The following is a 23,713-nucleotide window of genomic DNA, read 5'->3' as shown; positions in this document are numbered from 1 at the left end:
CAGCTTCCCGATTTCCCCCATGCTGGGGGATCGCGGGCTTGATTGGAGCAGCGCGCGCCTGCACATTCGCGCCATGTCCCATGCTCCCTTCGTCCCACTGCGCGTCGTCTCCAGTTATTCGATGCTCGAAGGGGCGATCGATCCCAAGGCGATTGCCAAACTGGCGAAGGAGCGCGGCTTTCCCGCGATTGCCATCTGCGATCGCAACGGGCTCTATGCTGCCTCGATGTTCGCGGGCGCGGCGCTGGGGGAAGGCGTGCAGCCGATTATCGGCACCTTGCTGGGGGTGCTGCGCGAAGAGGGCGAGCAGGTCGATTACCTGCCGCTCTACGCGCAGGATGAAGCGGGGTGGCACAACCTGTGCCATCTGGTGTCCGCAGCACACCTGGATCGCCCGCTGGAACTTGAGCCGCATGTCACACTTGGCCAGCTGCAGGGTCACACTGACGGCCTAATCGCGCTGACCGGGGCAAGCGAGGGGGCGATCACGCGGTTGCTGGCGGACGGCAAGGAACGCCGCGCGCACGAACTGGCGCAGCAATTGGCGGCGCTGTTTCCGGGGCGGCTCTATGTCGAACTGGCGCGGCGTGGCGAAGTGCTGGAGGAAGCGGCGGAGGCGGGGCTGCTCGATCTCGCCTATGCGCAGAACCTGCCGCTGGTGGCGACCAACCCCGCCAACTTCGCCGAACCGCACATGCATAGCGCGCACGATGCCATGCTGTGCATCGCCAGCGGCGGGCAGATCGACAGTGCCGACCGGCTGACCTCCAACCCGCAGGCCTGGGTCAAGAGCGCCGCCGCGATGGAGGAGCTGTTCGCCGACCTGCCCGAAGCCACGGCCAACACGCTGGTGATCGCGCAGCGCTGCGCCTTCGCCCCGCCGCGCCGCAAGCCGATCCTGCCGAGCCTCGCGGGCGACCTCGAAGGCGAGGCGCGGATGCTGGAGGAGGACGCGAAGGCAGGGCTGGCGGCGCGGCTGGAAAAGTACCCGGCGCTCACCGACGAAGAGCTGAAGGTCTATGTGGACCGGCTCGAGTTCGAAGTCGGGGTTATCCGCGGGATGGGCTTTCCCGGCTACTTCCTCATCGTGGCCGACTTCATCAAGTGGGCCAAGGGCGAGGGAATTCCGGTCGGGCCGGGGCGCGGTTCGGGTGCGGGCTCGCTAGTGGCCTGGGCGCTCACCATCACCGATCTCGATCCGATCCGGCTGGGGCTGCTGTTCGAACGCTTCCTCAATCCCGAGCGCGTTTCCATGCCCGACTTCGATATCGACTTCTGCGAAACGCGGCGTGGCGAAGTGATCCGCTACGTCCAGCAGCGTTACGGGCACGACAAGGTCGCGCAGATCATCACCTTCGGCAAGATGAAGGCGCGCGCCGTGCTACGCGATACCGGGCGCATTTTGCAGATGCCCTATATGCAGGTGGACCGGCTGACCAAGCTGGTGCCCAACCATCCCACCGATCCGTGGACGCTGCCGCGCACGCTGAACGGCGTGGCCGAATTCCGCAGCGCCTACGAAAACGACAACGAGGTCAAGCGGCTGGTCGATCTGGCGATGAAGCTGGAAGGCTTCCCGCGCAATTCCTCAACCCATGCGGCGGGCGTGGTGATCGGCGACCGGCCGCTCTCGCAACTGGTGCCGCTCTATCGCGATCCGCGCTCGGATATGCCGGTGACCCAGTTCGACATGAAATATGTCGAGGATTCGGGGCTGGTGAAGTTCGACTTTCTCGGCCTGAAAACGCTCTCGGTGCTGCGTAAGGCGGTGGAACTGCTGGCGCGGCGGGAGATCACGGTCGATCTCGACACCTTGGCCTGGGACGATCCGGCGGTTTACGAGCTGATGAAGCGCGGCGACACTGTGGGCGTGTTCCAGCTCGAATCCGAAGGGATGCGGCGCACGCTGACGGCGGTGAAGCCGTCGCGGTTCGAGGACATTATCGCGCTCGTCTCGCTCTACCGCCCCGGCCCGATGGACAATATCCCGCTGTTCGGGCGGCGCAAGGCGGGGGAGGAGCCGATCCAGTTCCCGCATCCCAAGCTGGAAGGAATCCTCGCCGAAACCTACGGTATTTTCGTCTATCAGGAACAGGTGATGCAGGCCGCGCAGATCCTCGCGGGCTATTCGCTCGGCGATGCCGACCTGCTGCGCCGCGCGATGGGCAAGAAGGTGCAGGCGGAAATGGACGCCCAGCGTCAGCGCTTCATCGACGGTTGCGCGGAAGTGTCCGCCATTCCCGCGAACGAGGCGAACACGCTGTTCGACCTGATCGACAAGTTCGCCGGATACGGCTTCAACAAGTCTCACGCCGCCGCTTACGCCTTGCTCAGCTACCAGACCGCGTGGCTGAAGACCCATTACCCCGAGGAATTCTACGCCGCGTCGATGTGCTTCGACATGCACCAGTCGGAAAAGCTGGCGGTGTTCGTGGACGATGCGCGGCGCAACGGGATTGCGCTGCTGCCGCCCTGTATCAATGCCTCCGAAGCCGAGTTCTGTGTCGATCAGACCGAGCATGGCTGGGCGGTGCGATATGCCTTGGCGGGCATCCGCAATGTCGGCGAGAAGGCGATGGAGCAGGTTGTGGCGGAGCGGCTGGCGCATGGTCCGTTCGAGAATCTCGACGATGCGTTCCGGCGGTTTCCGGCGGGGACGATGAACCGTAAGCAACTCGAAGGGCTGGCAGGTGCAGGGGCGTTCGACGGGCTGGAACCCAATCGTGCGAAGGTGCTGGCGAATGCCGACATGCTGCTGGCCGTGGCCGAGGCCGCCAATCGCGAGAAGGCGAGCGGGCAGGCGGGGCTGTTCGGCGGGGAGGACCATGCCGAGCCCTCGCTTAAGCTGGTCGAAGCCGAGGCCTGGCCGCGCACCAGGCAGATGGAAATGGAGCGCGAGACCTTCGGCTTCTATTTCGCCGCGCATCCGGTGGAGGAATTCCGCATGATCGCCTCGGCCAACGGCGCGCGTTCTTATGCCGCGATCATGGAAGGCGGGGTCGAAGGCGGGCGGCAGCCGGCGGTGATGGCGGCGCTGGTGGAAAGCGTGAACAAGGGCCGCACCAAGCGCGGGGCGGCCTTCATCCGCGCCGACTTTTCCGACAGCTCGGGCCAGTTCAGTGCCGCGTGTTTTGAGGAGGGGCTGGTCGACAGCTTCGTGCAATGGGCGGCGGAAGGCATCTGCGTGCTGCTCAATGTCGAGCTGGATTCGCCCAATCCGGACGATCCACCGCGCGTCACCGTGCGCGGGGCGCGGCCCCTGGCCGACGTGACCAGCGCGGCGCGATTGCAGCTAACCCTTGATGTCCATGATCTCGCCGGATTGGCTTCCTTGCAGGAGGTGCTCACGATAGGGCGGGCAGGGCACGGCGAAGTGCTGGTGCGGCTGTGCATCGGCGAAGCGCACGAGCCCGAAGTGCTGCTGGGCCGCGACTTTGCGCTGGGTAGCGATGTGCTGGAGCGGCTGACCGAGATGCAGGGCCTGGGCAACGTGCGGCTCACCCCGATCAAGGGTGTCGGGCATTTGCGGCTGGTGGCTTGAAGGGACGGTAAATGTCCGATTCTAGTGAGGAGCTGACCGAAAAGGAGAAGGAAGCGCTGCGGCTGCTGCTGGCGGGGCATGATGCCAAATCGAGCGCCACCGAGCTCGATATCTCGGTGCACACGGTCAACGATCGCCTCCGCAACGCACGCCGCAAGATGGGTGTGTCGAGCAGCCGCGAGGCCGCAAGAATCTTGGGGGAGATTGAGGGGAACGGACCCCAAAACCATGCGCGCAATGCTTTCAGGATATCACAGCCGCTCACTGAGGGCGACAATACAGACCTCACGCAAACACGCCGTGCCGCCGTTTCTCGGACGGCATGGCTATCAGGAGGAATGCTCATCATGTCGATCTTCATAGCCGCAGCAGTCATCGGGCTGGTTTACGCTGGGAACCCGCCTGCTTCGCCGTCAGCTACTGGTACCGAACCCGCCATGCAGGCCGACGCACCAGAGGCCGAATCGATGGAACGTGCGCGCAGGTTCCTGGCGCTTGTCGATGCAGGTCAGTGGGAAGACAGTTGGCAAGCCGCCGGGCCCTTTTTCCAGTCGCAGGCGAGCGCTGCGGAATGGGAAGCAATCGTCGAGCCGGTTCGTGCTCCTCTCGGCACCGTAAATTCACGCGAAGTCGCGACAGTGCAACGCGCTTCCACCCTGCCGGGGGTTCCTGAAGGCGAATACGAAGTTCTGCAATTCTCCACCGACTTCGCGGAGCGGAACAGAGAATCGGTCGAGACCGTCATCATGTTGCAAGGTGATTCGGGTTGGGAAGTGGTCGGCTACTTCATTCGGTAAAGCGGATCGTCTCCGCAAACACAAAGGGCCGGGAGATTGCTCTCCCGGCCCTTCGTTTGTGTGCCGTTGTGGCAGGTTAGGGCTCAGTTGCCCGAACGCCCTTAGTTACCGGAGCCGGGGCCGTAGGTAACTTCCACGCGGCGGTTCTGCAGTTCGCGGACACCGTCGGCAGTGGCGACGCGGGGCATCGATTCGCCGAAGGCTTCGCTGCTGATCCGCGCGGCAGGAATGCCACGACCGGTGAGGTAGTCACGCACCGCAGCGTTACGACGCTCGGACAGGCCGACGTTGTAGGTGGCTGCACCCGAACGGTCAGCGTGGCCTGCCAGCATGACGCGGGCGGTGCCGCAGTCGCGATAGGCAGTGGTGGCCGAGTTGAGCACGGTAGCCGCTTCCGGCGTGATCGCCGACTGATCCCAGTCGAAGAACACGATGTAAGGCCCGGTGTTGCACTGCGCCTGCGGCGGCGGAGGCGGCGGGGGCGGAGGAGGCGGAGGCGGCGGAGGCGGCGGGGGCGGAGGAGGCGGGGGAGGCGGAGGAGGCGGAGCCACATCGCCACCCAGCATGAACCGCAGGCCCAGCGAACCGATATGCTGCGTGGTGTCCACGCTGAACTGGCCCGGGATCAGTCGGTTGTCAATGTCGGCTTCGTCGAACAGGCCGCGATACTTGTATTCCGCGAACAGCTCCACACGATCCGAAAGTTCGCCCGAGACACCGGCGATGCCCTGATAGGCAAAGGTGGTGTCTGCATCGTTGGCAATCAGCACGCCCGACGGGGCATAGTCCACGTCGATCACATAGATACCGGCACCGGCACCGATGTATGGTTTCACCGAACCCAGATCGAAATCATACAGGATGTTGAGGAAACCGCCGTAGCTTTCCACGTCGCCGCGGGCATCGGCCAGCGCTTCACCGACGGAAAGACCGGTCGGCGCACCGCGCGTCAGGATATTGGCGTCGGGATCTTCGATCAGCGTGCCACCCAGCACGAAATCGCGATGATATTCGAGATCGTAAGTGACATAGCTGCCGTCGAGTTCGATGCGCAGTCCGTTGTCGAAAGCATAGCCAATCTGAGCGTTGGCGTTCCAGCCGAGATCCGCGTTGGTTTCGAACGAATAGCCGGTGCCGGCGGGAATCGCGGGTCGCGAATTGTTCGAAGTAGGCATCGCGGGGATTTCAGATTCGATGACGCCCGTGTTGTCAGCATTTTCTGCCGTGGCGACACCGCCGCTAATGGCGATATAGGGGTCCGCCTGAGCGACCCCCGGAATGGCAAGCGCCGCAACGGACGCGGAAAGTAGTAGTTTTCTCATTTTATTCCCTTCAGATCACGCGGGCACCATCCACCCCGCAACATCATTCGCAATCCCTCTAATGCCGCAAGGTTCCGCAACTGCGAAGTAAAATTTTACGGCACGGCCGTAGTGTTGCAGAAATACGCCACCTGCTGGAGAAGGCAAATGTCGTCAAAATGCAGAGATGCCGGTGATCGCGCGGCCTAGGATAAGTGCATGGACATCATGCGTGCCCTCGTAGGTGTTCACCGTTTCCAGGTTAGCCATGTGACGCATGACTTGATATTCCTCGGAGATTCCGTTGCCACCATGCATGTCGCGCGCGGCGCGGGCGATGGCGAGTGCCTTGCCGACGTTGTTGCGCTTCACCACGCTGATCATTTCCGGCGCGAAACGACCATCGTCGATCAGTCGTCCGACTCGCAGCGAGGCTTGCAGGCCTAACGCGATCTCGCTCACCATGTCGGCCAGTTTGAGCTGGTAAAGTTGTTTGCTCGCCAGCGGCACACCGAACTGGCGTCGGTCGAGTCCGTATTGGCGGGCTGCATGGTAGCAGAATTCGGCTGCACCCATACTTCCCCATGAAATCCCGTAGCGTGCGCGGTTGAGGCAACCGAACGGACCCTTGATGCCTTCGACATTGGGTAACAGCGCATCGGCCGGCAACTTCACCTCATCCATCTGGATCATTCCGGTGGTGCTGGCCCGCAGCGACAGCTTGCCGCCGATCTTCGGTGCGCTGAGGCCCGCCATGCCCTTCTCCAGCACGAAGCCACGAACCTTGCCGCCGTGCGCCTCGCTCTTTGCCCAGACCACGAAAACATCGGCAAACGGTGCGTTGGAAATCCACGTTTTCGAGCCGGAGATCGAATAACCTTCGCCATCCCGCTTCGCCACGGTGCGCATCCCGGCCGGGTCCGATCCGGCGTCGGGCTCGGTCAGGCCGAAGCAGCCGATCAACCGGCCACTCGCGAGGCCAGGGAGGTACTTGGCCCGCTGGTCGTCCGAACCGTAGGCGTGGATAGGATACATAACCAAGCTCGACTGCACGCTCGCCATCGAGCGGTAGCCGCTATCCACTCGCTCGATTTCGCGCGCCACCAGCCCGTAAGCGACATAGCTGGCTCCCGCGCCGCCGAATTCTTCGGGGATGGTCACGCCGAGCAGGCCTGCCTTGCCCATCAGCGGGAACAGTTCGGGCGCGTCCAATTCGTTGGCATAGGCTTCGATCACGCGCGGTTGCAGCACGGATTGCGCAAACCCGTGTGCGGCATCGCGCACCATGCGCTCATCTTCCGTCAGCTGGTCATCGAGCGCGAAGGGATCGGCCCAATCAAAAGGCACCATAGCGGCCATGAACTAGTCTCCTTTGAAACCGCCCCTAGTTTCTTGCATAAGGCGCGGCAAGGAGTGTTGTTTGCCCTAGCGTGCGCGGCCCCGCACGTTCTCGATCATCTCAATCAGGATAGCAGGCGGGCACGGCTTGGACGCTGCCAATGCACCGGGATAGCGCGAGGCAATGTCGGCGCTGGTGCAATGCCCGGAATGGAAGATGATCGGCACTCCAGAAGCGACCAGGGCATCGGCAAGCGGGAAGACTTCTCCGCTGGCGGTCATCACGTCGAGAATGGCGAGATCGGGCAGTTCCTCGGCGATGGCGATCATCGCGTGGTCCTTGTCCGCAAATGGTCCGGTTACGCGGAAACCGAGATCACGCACGGTTTCACTGAGGTCGAGCGCGATGATGAATTCGTCCTCCACCACCAGAATGCTTTGCTTATCCTGTCTTACTTGGGCTGCCATTATGGTTTCCGATGTCCGCCGCCTGTCCAGTCCGCGTGACATACTACGAAAGGGAGGACTTTACGGTTCCGGGAAAAGTAGCCTCGGTGTTCATACCTTGCCGAAACGTGCTTCATATCCGGTCAGGTCCTCGGCCGCGAGCAGGCGCGCCTGTTCGACCCAGTCATCGCGCCGAATTCGGCCTTCGAACCGACCGAGCCGGGCGTCGATCCGGTCGATCGCGGCATCATCCCATGCCGCGATCTGGGCGAAGCTGGTGACGCCCTGATCGTGGAGGATGGCGACGAGTTTGGGGCCGACGCCCTTGATACGACTGAGATCGTCAGTCCCCGAGACTGCGACCTCCTGCGGCACTTCGTGCATTGCCTCTCGGGCGGGAATAGCAGCACCTGCTTCCGCGTCCGCACCGGCGGTGGCAGCGGCTACGCCCTGCGTGTTCGCCGAGCCGGAAACCGGACCCGGTGATGCTGCACTGGCCATGGTCTCCTGATCCTCGGTGCTGTGCACCAGATTGGCAGATGCGCGCTTGTCGAGATCGTCTTTTCGCGCCGCCGGGGCAGCATCGATTAGCGCCTGATTGCGACGGGCGGAAACATCGTCCTGCCGGTCTTCCCGTTCCACCCTCGTGCGGCGGGTGGCGTGGAACAGCCAGAAAGCCAGCAGCACGGCGATCACCAGCGCGATGAGGATGTAGAGGAGATTGTCCTGCATCATTTCGGGCATCTGTTCAGCTTCTCTCTTGTGTGTCGGGATAATCGGCGAAGGTTGGCCTTGTTCCAGTTCAGCCAGTAACCGGAGCGCCAAAACGGCTCAAGAGACCCGCTGCTGATCCCCACCGCTCTCCACGCCACCTTTCTTCCCCATCCGGAACAGCACGCGATCCTCCGGCCCGAAGCCGCGCGTCCATATGATCCAGCCGTAGACTGCAACGATGGCAGGGACGCCGAGCGCCAGTTCCATCCATTCGGGCAGGCGGATGGCCACTTGGCCCACCAGCACTGCGGCTGCCGATGCCCAGACCAGCGCCCAGCGCCAGTTGTTGATCGAATGGCCCAGAATGCGGCTGAGCATCTTCGCCTTGATCACCGAAGCCACTCCCAGCGCCAGCATCAGCGCAGCCGCAGCCGCAGCGGCGCGGTACACATCGGCGCGTTCGGGGCTGGCAAATTCGATCCGGTCAATCACCAGCATCGCGCCAACGGTAAGCAAAGCCTGCAAGGCAATGGTGCCGATCGAGACATACAGATTGCGCAGACGCGCAACATAGATCAACGCCGCTTCGGATACGACCGCCGTGGCCGCCACAACCTCCGCCGCGAGCAGGAAAGCCAGCGCAGCAGTGCCAGGGACGAATTCGCCGCCGCTACCCAGCAGCCCCATCAGCGCTTCGCCCGGAATGCCCAGCGCAAGGCCGATCCCCGCCTGCGCGGCGACGATCCAGAAGCCGACCTGGCACACTTGCCGGGCGATGGCCGCGTAGTCCCTTTCCTTGAGCTTGGCAGTGATGACCGGGCCGAGGATCGGTTCGAAACTGGTCTTCAACTTCTGCGGCAGGCTCGCCACTTGCTGCGCCATGTAATAGATGCCCACGGCCACCGACCCGGCGAATATGCCGAGGATCAGCAGGTCCACCCGCCGCGTGCCCCATTCGAGCGCATCGGTCATGGCGAGAGGCGCGGCGCGCATCACCATCCGCCCGATCCGCGAAGGGTTCGGCACCCAGCCGCGCGGCACGCCATAGCAGCGGAAGAACGGCACCAGCGCGGTGGCAAGGCCAGCATAGATCGAGGCAAGGTAGGCCATCGCCAGCCCCGCACCGCCGATGCCGGGGACGAACCAGAACGCACCCGCAAGGATCGAGATCGTCCACGGCTCCACCACCGCGCGAGCGCGGACGGTGGTGGCGATATCGTAGCGATAGGCCTGCGCTGCGAGCACGATCTCGGTCAGCGCATAGCCTGGAATCGCGAGCACGATCCAGCGATCCAGCTCGTGGCTCATGCCGTTGGGGAACAGTGGTGCGGGGAAAGCGAACAGCAGCCCTGCCATGACCGCCGAGAGCACAAGTGCCACCAGCATCGAATCGGCGATCAGGCAGGTCTGGCCGCCGTGCTTCTCGTCCGCCTCACCGCCTTCGGCGAGCCGCTGCGCCAGCCCGCGCTTTTCGCCGATCGAGCAGACCAGCGCGGTCAGTTCGACGATCAGCAGCGCATAGGCATAGATACCCACCGCTTCGGCACCGTAGAGCTGGCCAGCGATGAACAGGAATGGCAGGCGGGCGAGCAGCCGCAGCAGGAAGCCGAGCAGGTTGGTCCGCCCGCCCTTGGCGAGCGCTTCGATATCCTCGCCGGATTTCTCGCCAGATTTCTCTGGGTCCTGCACCGTTTGGCTCAACGCGGCAGGCCTTCGGCCTTGAGCGGGCGGGCGAGCAGGTCGGCGACCACTCGCCGCGCGGGCCGCCCTTCGAGAAGGTCGTTGACCGCTTCGGTGATCGGCATCTGCACGCCGTGCCTGTGCGCCAGCTGGCGCAGCACCGGCGCGGTATGCGCGCCTTCGGCGACGGTGCGCTTGTCGGCCAGGGCTTCGGCGGCGCTCATCCCTTCGCCCAGTGCCTTGCCGAGCGAGAAATTGCGGCTGGAGGTGGAGGAGCAGGTCAGCACCAGATCGCCAAGTCCGCACAGACCGGTGAGCGTTTCCGCCTGCCCGCCCAGCGCCACCCCAAAGCGCAGCATTTCCGCAAAGCCGCGGGTGATGAGGGCATTGCGGGCGTTCTGGCCCAGGCCCAGCCCGTCGACCACGCCGCAGGCGATGGCGAGCACGTTCTTCACCGCGCCGCCGACTTCGGCACCGATCACGTCGTCCGAATAGTAGGGGCGGAAATTGGCGCGGGCGATGGCCGGGGCCAGCCGCTCCCACTGCGCCTCGCCGCCACCGCAGGCGAGGGTGACGGCGCAGGGCAGCCCGGCGGCGACTTCGTGCGCAAAGGTGGGGCCGGAAAGGACCGCGATGTCGCTTGCGGGCGCGGCATCGTGCGCGACAACATGCATCATCCGCCCGGTGCTCGCCTCGATTCCCTTTGAACACAGGACGAGATCGCGCGGATATTGCGGCAGTTTTGCGAGCGTGCTGGCAGTGTGCTGCGCCGGGGTGACGATCAGCAGGACGTCGCACTTGGCCATGCTGACGAAATCGCCCGTCGCTTCGATGCTCGGCGCAAGTTCGGCGGAGGGCAGGTAAAGCACGTTGCGGCGGGTCGCGTTGATCGCGTCCGCCAGCCCATCCTCCAGCGCCCAAAGCAGAACGGCGCGTCCGTCGCTCGCCAGTGCCTGCGCCAGTGCGGTCCCCCACGCCCCTGCGCCGACCACCCCTATCGCCGCCTGACTCATGCTTTCACTCCTGCCCCGCGCGCGGGCGCGGCATCGGGATCGAGCGGCCAGCGCGGCCGCGCCTTGTAATCGAGCGGATCGGGGGCGAAACCTGCCATCAGCCGTTCGATCCCGGCCCAGGCGATCATCGCTGCGTTATCGGTGCACAGCGCCATCGGGGGCGCGGTGAAGGGCAGGGCGAATTCGTCTGCCAGTTGCTCCAGGCCGTTGCGGATCGTCTGGTTGGCGGCAACTCCGCCTGCGACGACCAACGCGGTGACGGGCTGCATCTCGCGCAGTGCCTTGCGGGTGCGGTCAAGAATGCAATCGAGTGCGGCTTGCTGGAAGCTGGCAGCGATATCGGCGTCGGCATGTTGCCCCGATTCATGCGCCCGCAAAACCGCGCTCTTGAGCCCGGCAAAACTGAAATGCGGTTCCTTGCTGCCCTTGAGCGGGCGGGGCAGGGGCACCGCCGCCGGATCGCCATCCTTCGCCAGCCGCTCCACCGCCGGACCGCCGGGATAGCCGAGGCCGAGGATCTTCGCGCTCTTGTCGAACGCCTCCCCCAAAGCATCATCGATAGTCGTCGAAAGACGCTGATAACGACCCACGCCTTCCACCCGCAGGATCTGGCAATGCCCTCCACTCACCAGCAGCAGCGCATAGGGGAATTGCAATGCCGGATCGGCCAGCCGGGGGGAGAGCGCATGGCCTTCAAGGTGATTGATTGCCAGCATTGGCTTGTCGCTCGCCATTGCCAGTGCCTTGGCCGTGACCAAGCCAACGATTACCCCGCCGATCAGTCCCGGCCCGGCCGTTGCCGCCACCGCATCGCAATCGGCCAGCGTCACGCCCGCCTCGCGCAGCACTCGCTCTACCAGCGGGGCGAGCCGTTCGGCATGGGCGCGCGCAGCGATTTCCGGCACCACGCCGCCATAAGGCGCGTGTTCGGCTTCCTGGCTGGCGATGGCCTGCGCCAGAATCACGCGATCACCCGCCACCAGCGCGGCGGCGGTCTCGTCGCAGGAGCTTTCTATGCCGAGGACCAGCGTCATCCCGCTTTCCCTTAGCGAAAGGGGCCGCTAGGGCAAGCAAACCGATGTCAGACGCTCCGCATATCAAGCTCGGAACCCGCCAGTCGCCCTTGGCGATGGTGCAGGCAGAAGAAACCCGATCCCGCCTCTGCGCGGCCCATGGCTGGCCGCCCGAAGCGGTCGAACTGGTGCCGGTGGTGGCGAGCGGCGACAAGGTCCTCGATCGCCCGCTGGCGGAGATCGGCGGCAAGGCGCTGTGGACCAAGGAACTCGACGCATGGCTTGCCGAAGGGCGGATCGATGCTTCGGTGCATTCGCTCAAGGACGTGGAAACGCTCCGGCCCGAAGCCTTCATGCTCGGCGCAATCCTGCCGCGCGAGGACAAGCGTGACCGGCTGATCGGCGCGTCCAGCATTGCCGACCTGCCGCAGGGCGCGGTGGTGGGGACAAGCGCTCCGCGCCGGGCAGCGCAATTGCTCAACCTGCGGCCCGATTGCCGGGTGGTGTTGTTCCGCGGCAACGTCGCCACACGACTGGGAAAGCTGGCGGCGGGCGAAGCGCAGGCGACGTTCCTCGCGGCTGCCGGGCTGGAGCGGCTGGGGCAGCACGACGTGGGCCAGGCGCTGGACAGCGCCAACTGGCTTCCCGCGCCCTCGCAGGGGGCCATCGCCATCGAATGCCGCGCCGACGATGCGCGGGTGCGTGAACTGCTCGCCCCACTCGACCATGCGCCGAGCCGCGCCGAAGTGCTGGCTGAACGCGCGCTGCTGCTGGCGCTGGGCGGGAACTGCCATTCGTCGATTGCCGTGCTGTGCGATTGCATAGGCGATGAGCTGGCGATGCGCGTGGCTCTCTTCAGCCCTGACGGGCGCGAGCGGATCGAGGGCAAGGTGCGCTTCGTAGTGGGTGACGAACAGGCTCCGGCAAACCTGGCCGCCGATCTCCTCGCCCGCGCCCCCGCCGCCATCGCCGAAGCCTTCGACCCGCCAGAACACCCACCCGCATGATTGTCGCCATCCGACCCGAACCCGGCCTGCAATCGACGCTGCTACTGGGGGAGGAAATGGGCCTCGCCATCACCGCCATGCCGCTGTTCGAAGTCTCGCCATTGCCGTGGGAGGCGCCCGATCCGGCGCAGTTCGACGCGTTGCTGCTCGGCAGCGCCAATGCCGTGCGCCACGGCGGGCCGACGCTGGCCGCGTACCGCCACCTGCCCGCCTATGCCGTGGGGGAAACCACCGCCGAAGTCGCCCGCGCTGCCGGGTTCACCGTCGCGTTTGCCGGATCGGGCGGGTTGCAGGCGCTGTCCGATACTATCGACGACAAGGCCCGTTTCCTGCGGCTTGCGGGAACTGAACATGTCCCCCTCGTTCTGGCCGAACGTATCAGCGTGACCACCGTAGTCGTCTACGACGTCCGCGCAATGCCGATCTCCGCTGACGATGCGGAAAAGCTGGGCGCGGGCAGCCCGCTGGTCCTGCTCCACTCCGCCGCCGCCGCGCGGCACTTTGCCGACGAATGCGAGCGCTGCGGCCTCGACAAGGCGACCATCGCGCTCGCCTGCATCGGTTCGCGTGTCGCGGCAGCGGCGGGGCCGGGCTGGCGCGACAGCCAATGCCCGCCCAAACCCAACGACAGCGCACTGTTGGCCTTGGCGCGCGACATGTGCCAATAGGTACCATCGACAGTCAGAAGGACCCTATGGATCAGGGATACGATTTTCGACCGGCGGAAGCGGAGCGGCCAAAGTCCTCGCTGCGCCCGGTACTTATCGCAGTGGGCGCGGCCTTCCTGCTCGGCGCACTGGCGATGTGGATGTTAAGCGGGAACGATACGCTGGCGGGCCTGTTCGAAATCCGCACTGAATCCGAAGAGGCGTCGACGACTGGTGAGCCTCCCTTGCTTGCAGAAGAGCTGACTCCTGCACCCACGCCGAGTGCCTCGGAAGTGGCAGTAGAAGCGCGCGAAACGGCTGAGCAGGTTGATCGAGTGGTGGTGCAGCAAGGCGGGCTCGACAGCCGGATTGCCGCGATGGAGCAGCGGCTGACCCGGCTGGACCTGCAATCGCAGGCGGCCGCCGGAAACGCCGCGCGCGCCGAAGCACTGCTGATCGCCTTTGCCAGTCGCCGCGCCATCGAACGTGGATCGCCGCTTGGCTATCTGGCGGACCAATTACGCCTGCGGTTCGGCGAGGATCGCCCCAATGCCGTGCAGACGATCATCGACGCGGCGCAGGATCCGGTGACGCTCGACCAGTTGCTTGCGCAACTCGAAGGGCTGGAACCGCAACTGAACGATGCGCCTGCAGGCGAAGGCGTGTTCACCCGCATCGGCCGGGAACTGTCCGAACTGTTCATCGTCCGGCGGGAGGATACCGCCTCGCCGGTGGCTGACAGGCGGCTCGCTCGCGCAAGGCAATTCCTCGAAAGCGGACGGATCGAAGCGGCGGTGTCCGAAGTGCGCCAACTCCCCAATGCCGCCGTGGCACAAGACTGGATGGAAGACGCCGAACGCTTCGCCGCAGCGCAGCGCGCGCTCGAAACGCTGGAAACCGCCGCAGTGCTCGATTCTCGCGAACTGCGTGACGGCACCGGCGCGCCCGTGGAACAGCGCAGCCCGGCGGGCAATTCGCGAGAGTAAGTTTTGGCTTAGCCCCTAAGCAATTCGGGTAACTGCCCGCTCATGCCGCGTGCTTCGTCCATGAACCAGCGCTTCATCACCGGCAGCCGCTGTACGCCCGCCATGCCCAGCCGCCGCACCGCGCTGGCCGCCTTGCCGGGAATTCCGAACAGCCGGGTTAGCGTATCGGTCGCGCCCATCACCATCAGCGTATCAAGCGCGCGCCATTTCTCGTAGCGCGCCAGCATCTGAGCGTCGCCGGGATCGAGGCCGAGCCGCGCGCCTTCCGCCAGCACTTCCACCAGCGCACCGACATCGCGCAGGCCAAGGTTCAGTCCCTGGCCCGCTATCGGGTGCATCCCGTGCGCGGCATCGCCCACCAGCGCCAGCCGGTGCTCGACGATCTTGGCGGTGTGCTGGAAGCCGAGTGGATAGGAGGAGCGCCCGCCGGTCATTTCGATTGCCCCGAAAATGCCCTGCATCCGCTTTTCGACTTCATGCTGGAACGCGCGGGGGCCGAGCGCCAGCACGCCGGCGGCATCCTTCTCGTCCACAGTCCAGACCAGCGCAGAACGGTGGCGGCCTTGTTCGTCGTCCAACAGTGGCAGGAGGGCGAAAGGACCATCGGCGAAGAAGATTTCCCACGCCACGCCGTTGTGCGGCTTTTCATGGTTCAGCCCGGCGATGATCGCGCGGTGGCGGTAATCCCACTGCGCCATCGTGAAACCTGCATCGTCGCGCGTAGGCGAGCCGCGCCCTTCGGCGCCGACCAGCAGGCTGGCTTCGAGCACGGTGCCATCGGCCAGCGTTGCCGAAACCCCGTGCTCGCCGCGCTGGCGATCAACCACCTGCGCATTGGCGTGCCAGGCGATCAGCGGCTCGTCCTTCGCCGCATCGAAAAGCGCGAGGCGTAAGGTGCGGTTGGCGAACATCCGGCCCAGCGTGCCTTCATGCGGCTCGGGCTGGAAATCAATCCGGCCCGGCTTCATCGCGTCGGTGACGGCGATGCTTTCAATCGGGCAGCCATGCGGTTGGAGCGTATCGGCGAGGCCGATGTTGCGGAACAGGTTCCAGCTGGCGGTGGAGATCGCCGAAGCGCGGCCGTCAAAGCCTTCCGCCGTCAGTTCCGCCGGGTCCGCGCGGTCGACCACGTGAGAGGAAATGCCCTTGCGCGCCGCTGCCAGTGCCAGCGTCATGCCGACGAGTCCGCCGCCAAGGATCAGGAGTTCGCGCTTGTCCGCCATCGCGCTCGCTCCTAGATCGCTTCACACCATGCAGGCAAGCCTATCCTTCCGCCCATGTTGGCGACGGTATCTTATCGCAATGCTCGCCGTGCTGGCGAGCCTGTGGGCGTTTCCGGCACAGGCGCAACAGCGCAATTACATTGCTGCCGATCTGGTCGCGGAAACCGCTCCGGTGGCGGGCGAGACGCTGACAGTGGCGCTGCGCTTCCGCCCGCAGGAGGGGTGGCACGGATACTGGTCCAATCCCGGCGAAGCGGGGTTGGGGATGGAACTGGACTGGAACCTGCCTGCGGGCTGGGAAGCGGGTGAACCGCTCTACCCGGTGCCCGAACGGCTGATCCTGTTCGACATCGTCAACCACGCCTATGAACGCGATTACACGGTGCTGGTGCCGATCGACGTGCCCCAAGGCGCGGCGGTGGCCAACCTCGCGCCGATCACTCTCGACGCGCGCTGGCTCGCCTGTTCGGACGAACTGTGCGTGCCTGAAGGTGCCACGCTGACGCTGCGCTTCCCGCAGGCGAGCGATGCCATGCGCGCCGATTTCGACAGCGCACGCGCTGCGATCCCGCCGCTGATCGACCGGGCGGGAAGTTTTGCCTTCACGCAGGACAGCTTACGGCTGGCGATTCCCTTGCCCGCCGCGCTGGACCTTGCCGATCCGCATGTCTTCATCGCGCAGACCGAAGTGGTCGATTACGGCGCGGCGCAGGTCTTCTATCGTGATGGCGACCTGCTGGTGGCGGAGATTCCGCTCGGCGGCCTGGGTGGCAGGCCGGGCGAGATATCGGGCATCCTCGCGTTTGGCGCAGAAGGCGAGGGGGTGCGCTTCACCGTCGCACCGGGGGATGTGCCGAGTGGCGGCACGCGGCTGGTGCCTACCGCCGCTGTCGAAACACCGCTGGGGCTGCTGCTGGGCGGAGCGCTGCTGGGCGGATTGTTGCTCAACCTGATGCCCTGCGTCTTCCCGATCCTTAGCCTGAAAGCGCTGACCCTGGCGCGCGCGGGCGAAAGCGAGGCGCAGGCCCGGCGTGAGGGGCTCGCCTATACCGTCGGGGTCGTGCTCGCCTGTGTGGCACTGGGCGCGGCGATGCTGGCGCTGCGCGCGGCGGGCGAGCAGGTGGGTTGGGCCTTCCAGTTGCAGCAACCCTTGGTGGTCGCCGCGCTGCTGGTGCTGGCCGTCCTGATTACCGCCAATCTGGCGGGGCTGTTCGAATTGCCCTCGCTCCCGATCCGCACCGGCGGGCGCGGCAGCGCCTTTGCCACCGGACTGCTGGCGGCAGTGGTGGCGACGCCCTGCACCGGGCCGTTCATGGCCGCCGCTCTGGGTGCCGCGCTGCTGCTTCCCGCGCCGCAAGCGCTGCTGCTGTTCGCGGTGCTGGGGCTGGGACTGGCGCTGCCGTTTCTCCTTCTGGGTTATGTGCCTGCCTTGCGTTCTCGTCTGCCGAAGCCGGGGGCGTGGATGGAGACTTTCCCGCGCTGGATGGCGGTGCCGATGGGGCTGACTGCGCTGGCGCTGCTGTGGCTGGCGTGGCGGCTGGGCGGGATGCACTTCGCTTTCGCTGCTCTGGCATTGGCGCTTCTGGCAATTGTTGCGCTGGTAGCGTTCCGGCGGGGGAACAGGTTGGTCGGCGGCATAGGCATTGCCGTGGCGCTCTATTTTGCGGCTTCGCTTCCTTTCCGGGCGGAGGAGCCATCCATCTCTGCCGCCGATAGCCTGCTCGATCCCGTGCCCTACTCTGAAGCCGCACTCACCGAGGCGCGGGCCTCAGGCTCGCCGGTGTTCGTCTGGTTCACCGCCGACTGGTGCGTTACCTGCAAGGTCAACGAAAGCGTGGCAATCGAGCGCGAGGCGACGCGCGCGGCGTTTGAAAATACTGGCGTGGTGGCGATGCGCGGCGACTGGACCCGCGCCGATCCGGCGATTTCGCGCTATCTTGAACATTGGGGCGCGGCGGGGGTGCCGCTCTACGTGTGGTACCCGGCGGGAAGAGGCGAGGGCGAGCAATTGCCGCAGGTGCTGACCCCCGACATGCTTGTCGAGAAGGCGGGAGGCTAGGGTTCGACGCTGGCGGTAGGTTCTGTAGTCGGCACGCGCCCGCCCGCGCGGCACCAGGCGACGAATTCGCCCGGTATCCGGCTCCCCGCAATCTCCAGCATCCCGCGCCCCGGCAAGGTTGCCGTAAGGTCGCGCGTGCCCTCGAAGATATCGAGCTGCGGGTCGGCGGCGGGTACATGGGCTTCCCAGCGCCACTCGTTGCCCTCCGTCGTGCGATGCAGTGTCGCATCGGCGAGGAAGCGGCTGATCATGCCGTTGCCGACAAACGGGAATAGCGCCGACTCCCCCGGAAACGCTTCGGCATGACGGATGATGGTGAAGCCGATGGGCGTTTCGTCGAGCTCGCAAGCCAGCGTGAGCCACGGCGCTTCCCCGGCCTCCGCAAAATGGATCGCCTGCCCATCCTCCGCCACCTGCCACCCTGCGCGCGAGGTATCGGGCGAAAGTTCGGCTTGCGGGAGATTCGGACCGGTGTCTTCCAGCACGATGGTTTGCGGTTCGGGCGCCGGAGGGGCCTGCTCCCCGCAAGCCGCGAGCAAGGCCGTGGCGGCAATCGCGCCTGATGCGAATTTCCTGGTCACCCGAGGCGCTTGCCCCGAGTCAGCTTCGGGAGCAAGTTCGACTGTCTCATTCCCGGTCCTGCCCCGGCCTACTTACCCATCTTCCGCTGCACCCGCCCGTAGCGCATCTTGCGCGTTCCTGGCTTGCCCTCGTTGCTTCGTCCCACCATCGGCGCCTTCTTCTCTGCGTCCGGGATCCCCAGTTCGTCCGCCTCCAGCTTGCGGATCTCGTCGCGCAGGCGCCCGGCTTCCTCGAATTCAAGGTCAGCAGCCGCATTGCGCATCTTCTTTTCGAGGTCCTGAATGTAGGCGCGCAGGTTGTGGCCGACGAGGTTGTTGCGCCCGTCGTCGGTCTCGATTTCCACCAGCACCCCGTCGCGCGAGGCAGTGTGGGCGACGATGTCCTGGATTCCGCGCTTGATCGTGGTCGGGGTGATGCCGTGCGCTTCGTTGTAGGCGCGCTGCCGGTCGCGGCGGCGGCCAGTCTCTGCCATTGCTCTTTCCATCGAACCCGTGATCCGGTCGGCGTACAAGATCACCCGCCCGTCCACGTTGCGCGCGGCGCGGCCGATGGTCTGGATCAGCGAGGTTTCGCTGCGCAGGAAGCCTTCCTTGTCGGCATCGAGGATACACACCAGCCCGCACTCGGGAATGTCCAGCCCCTCGCGCAGCAGGTTGATGCCGATCAGCACGTCATAGACGCCCATCCGCAGATCACGGATCAGCTCGATGCGTTCGAGCGTCTCGACGTCCGAATGCATGTAGCGCACGCGCACGCCCTGTTCGTGCATGAACTCGGTCAGGTCCTCCGCCATCCGTTTGGTCAGAGTAGTGACGAGCGTGCGATAGCCCTGCGCGGCCACGGCCTTGCACTCGGCGATGCAGTCCTGCACCTGATCCTCGACCGGCTTGATCTCCACCGGCGGATCGATCAGCCCGGTGGGGCGGATCACCTGTTCGGCGAAGACCCCGCCGGTCTGGTCCATTTCCCAGCTTCCCGGCGTAGCGGAAACGGCTACGGTCTGCGGACGCATCGCGTCCCACTCGTTGAACCGCAGCGGGCGGTTGTCGATACAGCTCGGCAGGCGGAAACCGTATTCGGCGAGCGTCAGCTTGCGGCGATGGTCCCCGCGGGCCATCGCGCCGATCTGCGGCACCGTCTGGTGGCTTTCGTCGACGAACAGCAGCGCGTTTTCGGGCAGGTATTCGAACAGCGTGGGCGGCGGCTCACCCGGCAGTCGGCCCGTGAGGAAGCGCGAATAGTTCTCGATCCCATTGCACGATCCCGTGGCGGCGATCATCTCGAGATCGAAGTTGGTCCGCTGCTCCAGCCGCTGGGCTTCGAGCAGGCGACCCTCGGCGTGCAGTTCCTTGAGCCGTTCCTCCAGCTCGAACTTGATGGCTGCGCTGGCCTGCTTCATCGTCGGGCCGGGCGTGACGTAGTGGCTGTTGGCATAGACGCGCACCTTGCCGAGGCTAGTGCCCTTCTTGCCGGTCAGCGGATCGAATTCGGCAATTTCCTCGATCTCGTCGCCGAAAAAACTGATCCGCCAGGCGGTGTCTTCGAGATGGCTGGGATGCAGTTCGAGATTGTCCCCCCGCACCCGGAAGCAACCGCGCGCGAAGGCGGTGTCGTTGCGCTTGTATTGCAGCGCCACCAGTTTGCGGATCAATTCGCGCTGGTCGACCGTATCGCCCGCCTTGAGGTCGAAGATCATCGCCGAGTAGGTTTCGACAGAACCGATACCGTAGAGGCACGAGACCGAGGCGACGATCAGCACGTCGTCGCGCTCCAGCAGCGAACGGGTGGCCGAATGGCGCATCCGGTCGATCGCCTCGTTCACGCTCGACTCTTTCTCGATGTAGGTGTCCGAGCGGGGGACGTAGGCTTCGGGCTGGTAATAGTCGTAATAGCTGACGAAATACTCGACCGCGTTCTCCGGGAAGAAGCTCTTGAATTCGCCGTAAAGCTGCGCGGCGAGGATCTTGTTGGGCGCGAGGACGAGCGCGGGGCGCTGCAATTCCTCGATCATCTTGGCCATGGTGAAGGTCTTGCCGCTGCCGGTTACGCCGAGCAGCACCTGCGTTTGCTCGCCCTCACGCGCGGCGGCGACCAGTTCGGCAATCGCGGTCGGCTGGTCGCCCGCCGGTTCGTATTCGGACACCAGCTTGAACGGCCTGCCCGGCTCGGCCTTTTCCGGGCGCGCGGGCTTGTGCGGGACGAATTCGCCCGTTGTATCGGGCTCTTCCAGGCCCCTGCGGATTACGAGTTCTGCCATTCGCGGGGATATGGGGCGGGATACAGCTTTCGGCAAATCTTTACCGACCTGATGCAACATTCGCCGGATCAGAGGGAAAAATCATGTCGCGTGATGTAGTTACCGTCTTGTTGTTCCTCGGGCCGCTGGGAGCTTGCGCCGGGGACAATCCCGATAACAGGCCGCAGTACGGCCGGTGGGAATTGGTGCGCACGCTCGACAGCGTGACGATCGATGGCGTGGCCTTTGCGCCCGATCAATTGCCTGCCAGCTTCCGCGAGATGGAGGGCACTGTCTCGATTTGCGGGGAGCCGACTTATACGGATCGCGCGTGGCAGGCAGAGGACGTCCGCGAACGGACCAAGGGCATGTGCGAACTTGAAATCTATAGCAATACATCGACCAACGCTTCCCTCGAAGGGTCGTGCACTCTTTCGACTGCGGACGTGGAATACACTCCCCTAATGCGAGGAAATTCCACCTTCGACGAAACTTCGACGCGAGATGTCATCGTCATGGAGGGCAGCCTCGCCGTGGAAGGCGACCCCGCTCCGCATACGCTAAAGGCCATCGCGGTGCAGGAAGGGCGTCGCACCGGCGATTGCTGATTACAGAGCTGAAGAACACCGCACTTGTTCCCCGTGCCCGGATAGTTCACCATCCCGCCGAATCCGACCAGAGGGGGAACCTGCCTTGCGTATCTCGACACTAATCGCCGCCGCTTCGATCTTTGCCCTGACCGCCTGCGGTGATTCCGGCACTGTCGAGGACCCAGGCGATCCCGATCAGGTCGCCGCTGCAATGGCAGACATCGCCAAGCCGCAGCCGGGCGAATACACGACCACCGGCGAACTTATCGACTTCGAAATCTCCGGCGCCAGCGAGGAAGAGCAGGCGATGATGCGCGGCTTTATGGAAATGGGCGCGGCGCAGACGCAAACCATCTGCATCACAGAGGAGCAGGCCGATGCCGGATTCGAGGAATTCCTCGGCGCGATGCAGGAAAATTCGGATGAATGTACCTTCACCAATTTCTCCGTTGACGGCGACACGCTCGATGCGACGATGAATTGCGATGACGGCGCGGGCAGCACCGGCACTATCGAATTCGGCGGGACTATCGCAGAAACCAGCCAGGACATGACGGTGACGATGAATATGACCAATGCCACCGAGGGGCAGACGATGCGGATGGTGCTGCGCAACCAGACCGAGCGCGTTGGTGAGTGTTCGGCGACGACCGGGGCCGGGTGACGGACCGGTTCTTTGGCGGATTAGAGGTTTTGCGGCGGCCTGCTCCACATTGGGACGCGGCCGCGAAACCCTGCTGTAGTGGGCTGCCTCCGATTGGCAGGCCATTCCGGCGAGTATAGGATTACCCTCGATCCGGTGGCTGTACCGTCACCCATGTTGAACGAGGATAGTCCTATGCGCCCAGCCACCCTGCGCCCTCTGTTGGTCCTGCCGCTGCTTGCCGTTCTCGCGCTGTCTGCTTGCTCCGATGAGGCTGACGAGGCACTGACCGACGAGGCGCTGTCGGCGGACGAAGTGGCAGCGGTGATCGATGACAACGGGGCCATGCCACAGCCTGGCGAATACTCGACGCAGGTCTCGCTGATCGAATTCGACGCGCCCGGGCTGCAAGATGCAACGATTGCGGAAGCCCGCGCCGAATTCGAAGCTGGCGCGGCGCAGCCCCATCTGTATTGCATCGGCGAGGATGTCACGCGCGAGGCGTGGCTGTCCGAAATGGTGGAGGCGGAATGTACGCTCTCGCGATTTACGGCGAACGGCAACGAAATGTCCGGGGCGATGGCCTGCACCGCCGAGGAAGGGTTGAATGGCCGCGTCGAAATGGAAGGCCGCACGGCGGAGCAGGGCGCGAACCTGACCATGACCTACACCCTGCCCACCGCAGCGGGCGAAGGCACGGTGCGTATGAACGTGGTGTCCGACCGCATCGGCGACTGCGCGACCGCTTCCTGATAAACGGAGCCGCGCGGTGAAGCGCGCGGGTTTGTTGGCGGTGCCGCTTGGCGTGGCGCTGGTGCTGCCAGTGTTGCCGCTGAGCGGGCAGGATCCCGGACCAGCCGTCCAGATCGATCCCCGCGTGACTGATGAGAGCTTTCCCTGGCCCGATTTCATCGAAGCCACGCCGGTGCCCGGTCGCTATCGGCTCACCGCGATTGTCGAAAATTTCGGATTGGCGGGTCTGGAAGTCGGCAAGGAGGTTCCACCGATGGATGAAACCACGCAGGCACCCGATATCAGCTACATCTGCCTTGCTGGTGATGTAGAGCGGGTTGACTGGCTTGCCGAGCTTCGCAGCGAGGGAGAGTGCACATCGGACGGTCCCACTGGCGACGACGAAAATTTTCGGATCGCTGTGCAGTGTGTCGAGCCGGGTGGCAGCCGCAACGAGATCGTGTTGACGGGGTCTGCCAGCGACCAGGGTATGGAGATGCAAATGGCGATGACCATGCGCGCCCCCGAAATGGGAAAAATGACGATGGATATGCGCATGACGGTTGAAAGAGTTGGCGATTGCGAATGAAGGCCTCCCACTTCACCTTCGCCGCTCTCGCGCTCGCACCGCTTGCAGCCTGCAACGAAGCCGAGCCACTCTCACCGGAAGAAGTGCTCGCCCGCGCGCAGAGCCTGCCGAGGCCCGATCCCGGTCTCTATCGCATCACCACCACGCTGGTGCGCTTTGAAATGTCCGAACCCGCCGCAGCCGACACTGCCTGGGCTGAGGCCAACATGGTCACCGGAACGCCCAGCATCAGCGAGTCATGCCTCGCCCCTGAAGATGCCGCGCGCGGTTTTGCCCCGCTGGTGGAAGCGATGGCGGCGGGCGGCTGCGCAATCACCCGCTTCGATGTCGAGGGGAACCGGATGGGCACAGACCTCACCTGCGAGAATCCGCAAGGGACCACATCGCAGATCACCATGATCGGCACGGGCAGCGCCACCGGCTCGCAGCTGGAAACCAGGGTAGTCCAGAGCGGCCCCGCCGTGCGCGGCGGTACGCAAGAAGTTGAAACGCTCACCGAAAACGAGCGGATCGGCGAATGCTATACTGAAGAGCCAAGTTCGGGCGAAGCGGAATAGTGACGGAACTATGACAGT

General features: G+C 64.8%; 21 protein-coding genes. 11 read left to right on the top strand and 10 right to left on the bottom strand.

What is annotated here, in order from left to right; translation table 11 throughout:
• Nucleotides 1-73: 73 nt before the first annotated feature.
• Both dnaE and JY451_02955 read left to right on the top strand, forming a co-directional pair.
• On the top strand, nt 74-3,541 hold the full coding sequence (gene dnaE, locus JY451_02960; protein ID QZH75587.1) for a DNA polymerase III subunit alpha: 3,468 nt from the start codon (nt 74-76) through the stop codon (nt 3,539-3,541).
• Between the two features lie 11 nt (nt 3,542-3,552).
• On the top strand, nt 3,553-4,338 hold the full coding sequence (locus JY451_02955) for a DUF4019 domain-containing protein (protein ID QZH75586.1): 786 nt from the start codon (nt 3,553-3,555) through the stop codon (nt 4,336-4,338).
• Between the two features lie 101 nt (nt 4,339-4,439).
• Here JY451_02955 and JY451_02950 read toward each other — a convergent pair whose 3' ends face one another.
• The 7 genes from JY451_02950 to tsaD all read right to left on the bottom strand — a co-directional run bounded on the left by JY451_02950 (nt 4,440) and on the right by tsaD (nt 11,865).
• The gene (locus tag JY451_02950; GenBank protein QZH75585.1) at nt 4,440-5,660 is read right to left on the bottom strand and encodes an OmpA family protein; all 1,221 of its coding nucleotides are present in this window, start codon (nt 5,658-5,660) and stop codon (nt 4,440-4,442) included.
• Between the two features lie 153 nt (nt 5,661-5,813).
• Nucleotides 5,814-6,989, bottom strand: a complete 1,176-nt coding sequence (locus JY451_02945; protein QZH76522.1) for an acyl-CoA dehydrogenase — start codon at nt 6,987-6,989, stop codon at nt 5,814-5,816.
• A gap of 75 nt (nt 6,990-7,064) precedes the next feature.
• Nucleotides 7,065-7,409, bottom strand: a complete 345-nt coding sequence (locus JY451_02940; GenBank protein QZH76521.1) for a response regulator — start codon at nt 7,407-7,409, stop codon at nt 7,065-7,067.
• Between the two features lie 126 nt (nt 7,410-7,535).
• A complete protein-coding gene (locus tag JY451_02935; protein QZH75584.1) occupies nt 7,536-8,168 on the bottom strand; it encodes a hypothetical protein in 633 nt (210 codons plus the stop codon).
• Between the two features lie 87 nt (nt 8,169-8,255).
• Nucleotides 8,256-9,785, bottom strand: a complete 1,530-nt coding sequence (locus JY451_02930) for an oligosaccharide flippase family protein (GenBank protein QZH76520.1) — start codon at nt 9,783-9,785, stop codon at nt 8,256-8,258.
• A gap of 50 nt (nt 9,786-9,835) precedes the next feature.
• Complete coding sequence (locus JY451_02925; GenBank protein QZH75583.1) at nt 9,836-10,831, bottom strand: NAD(P)-dependent glycerol-3-phosphate dehydrogenase; 996 nt, start codon at nt 10,829-10,831, stop codon at nt 9,836-9,838.
• On the bottom strand, nt 10,828-11,865 hold the full coding sequence (gene tsaD / locus JY451_02920; GenBank protein ID QZH75582.1) for a tRNA (adenosine(37)-N6)-threonylcarbamoyltransferase complex transferase subunit TsaD: 1,038 nt from the start codon (nt 11,863-11,865) through the stop codon (nt 10,828-10,830). Before tsaD ends, JY451_02925 begins: the two co-directional genes overlap by 4 nt.
• A 44-nt stretch (nt 11,866-11,909) precedes the next feature.
• Between tsaD and hemC the strand changes: the two genes are divergently transcribed.
• The 3 genes from hemC (at nt 11,910) to JY451_02905 (ending at nt 14,484) form a co-directional block, all read left to right on the top strand.
• A complete protein-coding gene (gene hemC, locus JY451_02915) occupies nt 11,910-12,851 on the top strand; it encodes a hydroxymethylbilane synthase (GenBank protein ID QZH75581.1) in 942 nt (313 codons plus the stop codon).
• Nucleotides 12,848-13,519, top strand: coding sequence for a uroporphyrinogen-III synthase (locus JY451_02910; GenBank protein ID QZH75580.1), 672 nt, complete (start codon nt 12,848-12,850; stop codon nt 13,517-13,519). Before hemC ends, JY451_02910 begins: the two co-directional genes overlap by 4 nt.
• A gap of 80 nt (nt 13,520-13,599) precedes the next feature.
• Nucleotides 13,600-14,484 carry a hypothetical protein gene (locus JY451_02905; GenBank protein QZH76519.1) on the top strand — a complete coding sequence of 295 codons (885 nt, stop codon included), beginning with the start codon at nt 13,600-13,602 and terminating at the stop codon, nt 14,482-14,484.
• Nucleotides 14,485-14,492: 8 nt separating this feature from the next.
• Here JY451_02905 and JY451_02900 read toward each other — a convergent pair whose 3' ends face one another.
• Complete coding sequence (locus tag JY451_02900; protein ID QZH75579.1) at nt 14,493-15,707, bottom strand: FAD-dependent monooxygenase; 1,215 nt, start codon at nt 15,705-15,707, stop codon at nt 14,493-14,495.
• 28 nt (nt 15,708-15,735) lie between these two features.
• Between JY451_02900 and JY451_02895 the strand changes: the two genes are divergently transcribed.
• Nucleotides 15,736-17,766 (top strand): thioredoxin family protein, encoded by a 2,031-nt coding sequence (locus JY451_02895; GenBank protein QZH75578.1) that lies wholly within the window; start codon nt 15,736-15,738, stop codon nt 17,764-17,766.
• Here the strand turns inward: JY451_02895 and JY451_02890 are convergent.
• Both JY451_02890 and uvrB read right to left on the bottom strand, forming a co-directional pair.
• The gene (locus JY451_02890; protein QZH75577.1) at nt 17,763-18,347 is read right to left on the bottom strand and encodes a hypothetical protein; all 585 of its coding nucleotides are present in this window, start codon (nt 18,345-18,347) and stop codon (nt 17,763-17,765) included. The genes JY451_02895 and JY451_02890 overlap by 4 nt on opposite strands.
• Nucleotides 18,348-18,415: 68 nt before the next feature.
• Nucleotides 18,416-20,605, bottom strand: coding sequence for an excinuclease ABC subunit UvrB (gene uvrB, locus JY451_02885; GenBank protein ID QZH75576.1), 2,190 nt, complete (start codon nt 20,603-20,605; stop codon nt 18,416-18,418).
• An 83-nt stretch (nt 20,606-20,688) separates the two neighbouring features.
• Between uvrB and JY451_02880 the strand changes: the two genes are divergently transcribed.
• From JY451_02880 to JY451_02860, 5 genes are all read left to right on the top strand, one after another.
• Entirely contained in the window at nt 20,689-21,192 is a 504-nt protein-coding gene (locus JY451_02880) for a hypothetical protein (GenBank protein QZH75575.1), read from the top strand.
• An 85-nt stretch (nt 21,193-21,277) separates the two neighbouring features.
• Complete coding sequence (locus JY451_02875) at nt 21,278-21,838, top strand: DUF3617 domain-containing protein (GenBank protein QZH75574.1); 561 nt, start codon at nt 21,278-21,280, stop codon at nt 21,836-21,838.
• 174 nt (nt 21,839-22,012) lie between these two features.
• Nucleotides 22,013-22,570, top strand: a complete 558-nt coding sequence (locus JY451_02870) for a DUF3617 family protein (GenBank protein ID QZH75573.1) — start codon at nt 22,013-22,015, stop codon at nt 22,568-22,570.
• A gap of 52 nt (nt 22,571-22,622) precedes the next feature.
• Entirely contained in the window at nt 22,623-23,138 is a 516-nt protein-coding gene (locus JY451_02865) for a DUF3617 family protein (protein QZH75572.1), read from the top strand.
• The gene (locus JY451_02860; GenBank protein QZH75571.1) at nt 23,135-23,695 is read left to right on the top strand and encodes a DUF3617 family protein; all 561 of its coding nucleotides are present in this window, start codon (nt 23,135-23,137) and stop codon (nt 23,693-23,695) included. The genes JY451_02865 and JY451_02860 overlap by 4 nt, the downstream gene beginning before the upstream one ends.
• The last annotated feature ends 18 nt before the right edge of the window (nt 23,696-23,713 follow it).

Origin of the sequence: Erythrobacter sp., from assembly GCA_019739335.1 — a bacterium.
Classification (GTDB): domain Bacteria; phylum Pseudomonadota; class Alphaproteobacteria; order Sphingomonadales; family Sphingomonadaceae; genus Alteraurantiacibacter.
The sequence above is the reverse complement of the archived record's forward strand: the minus strand, read 5'-3'. Positions and strand labels throughout refer to the sequence as shown.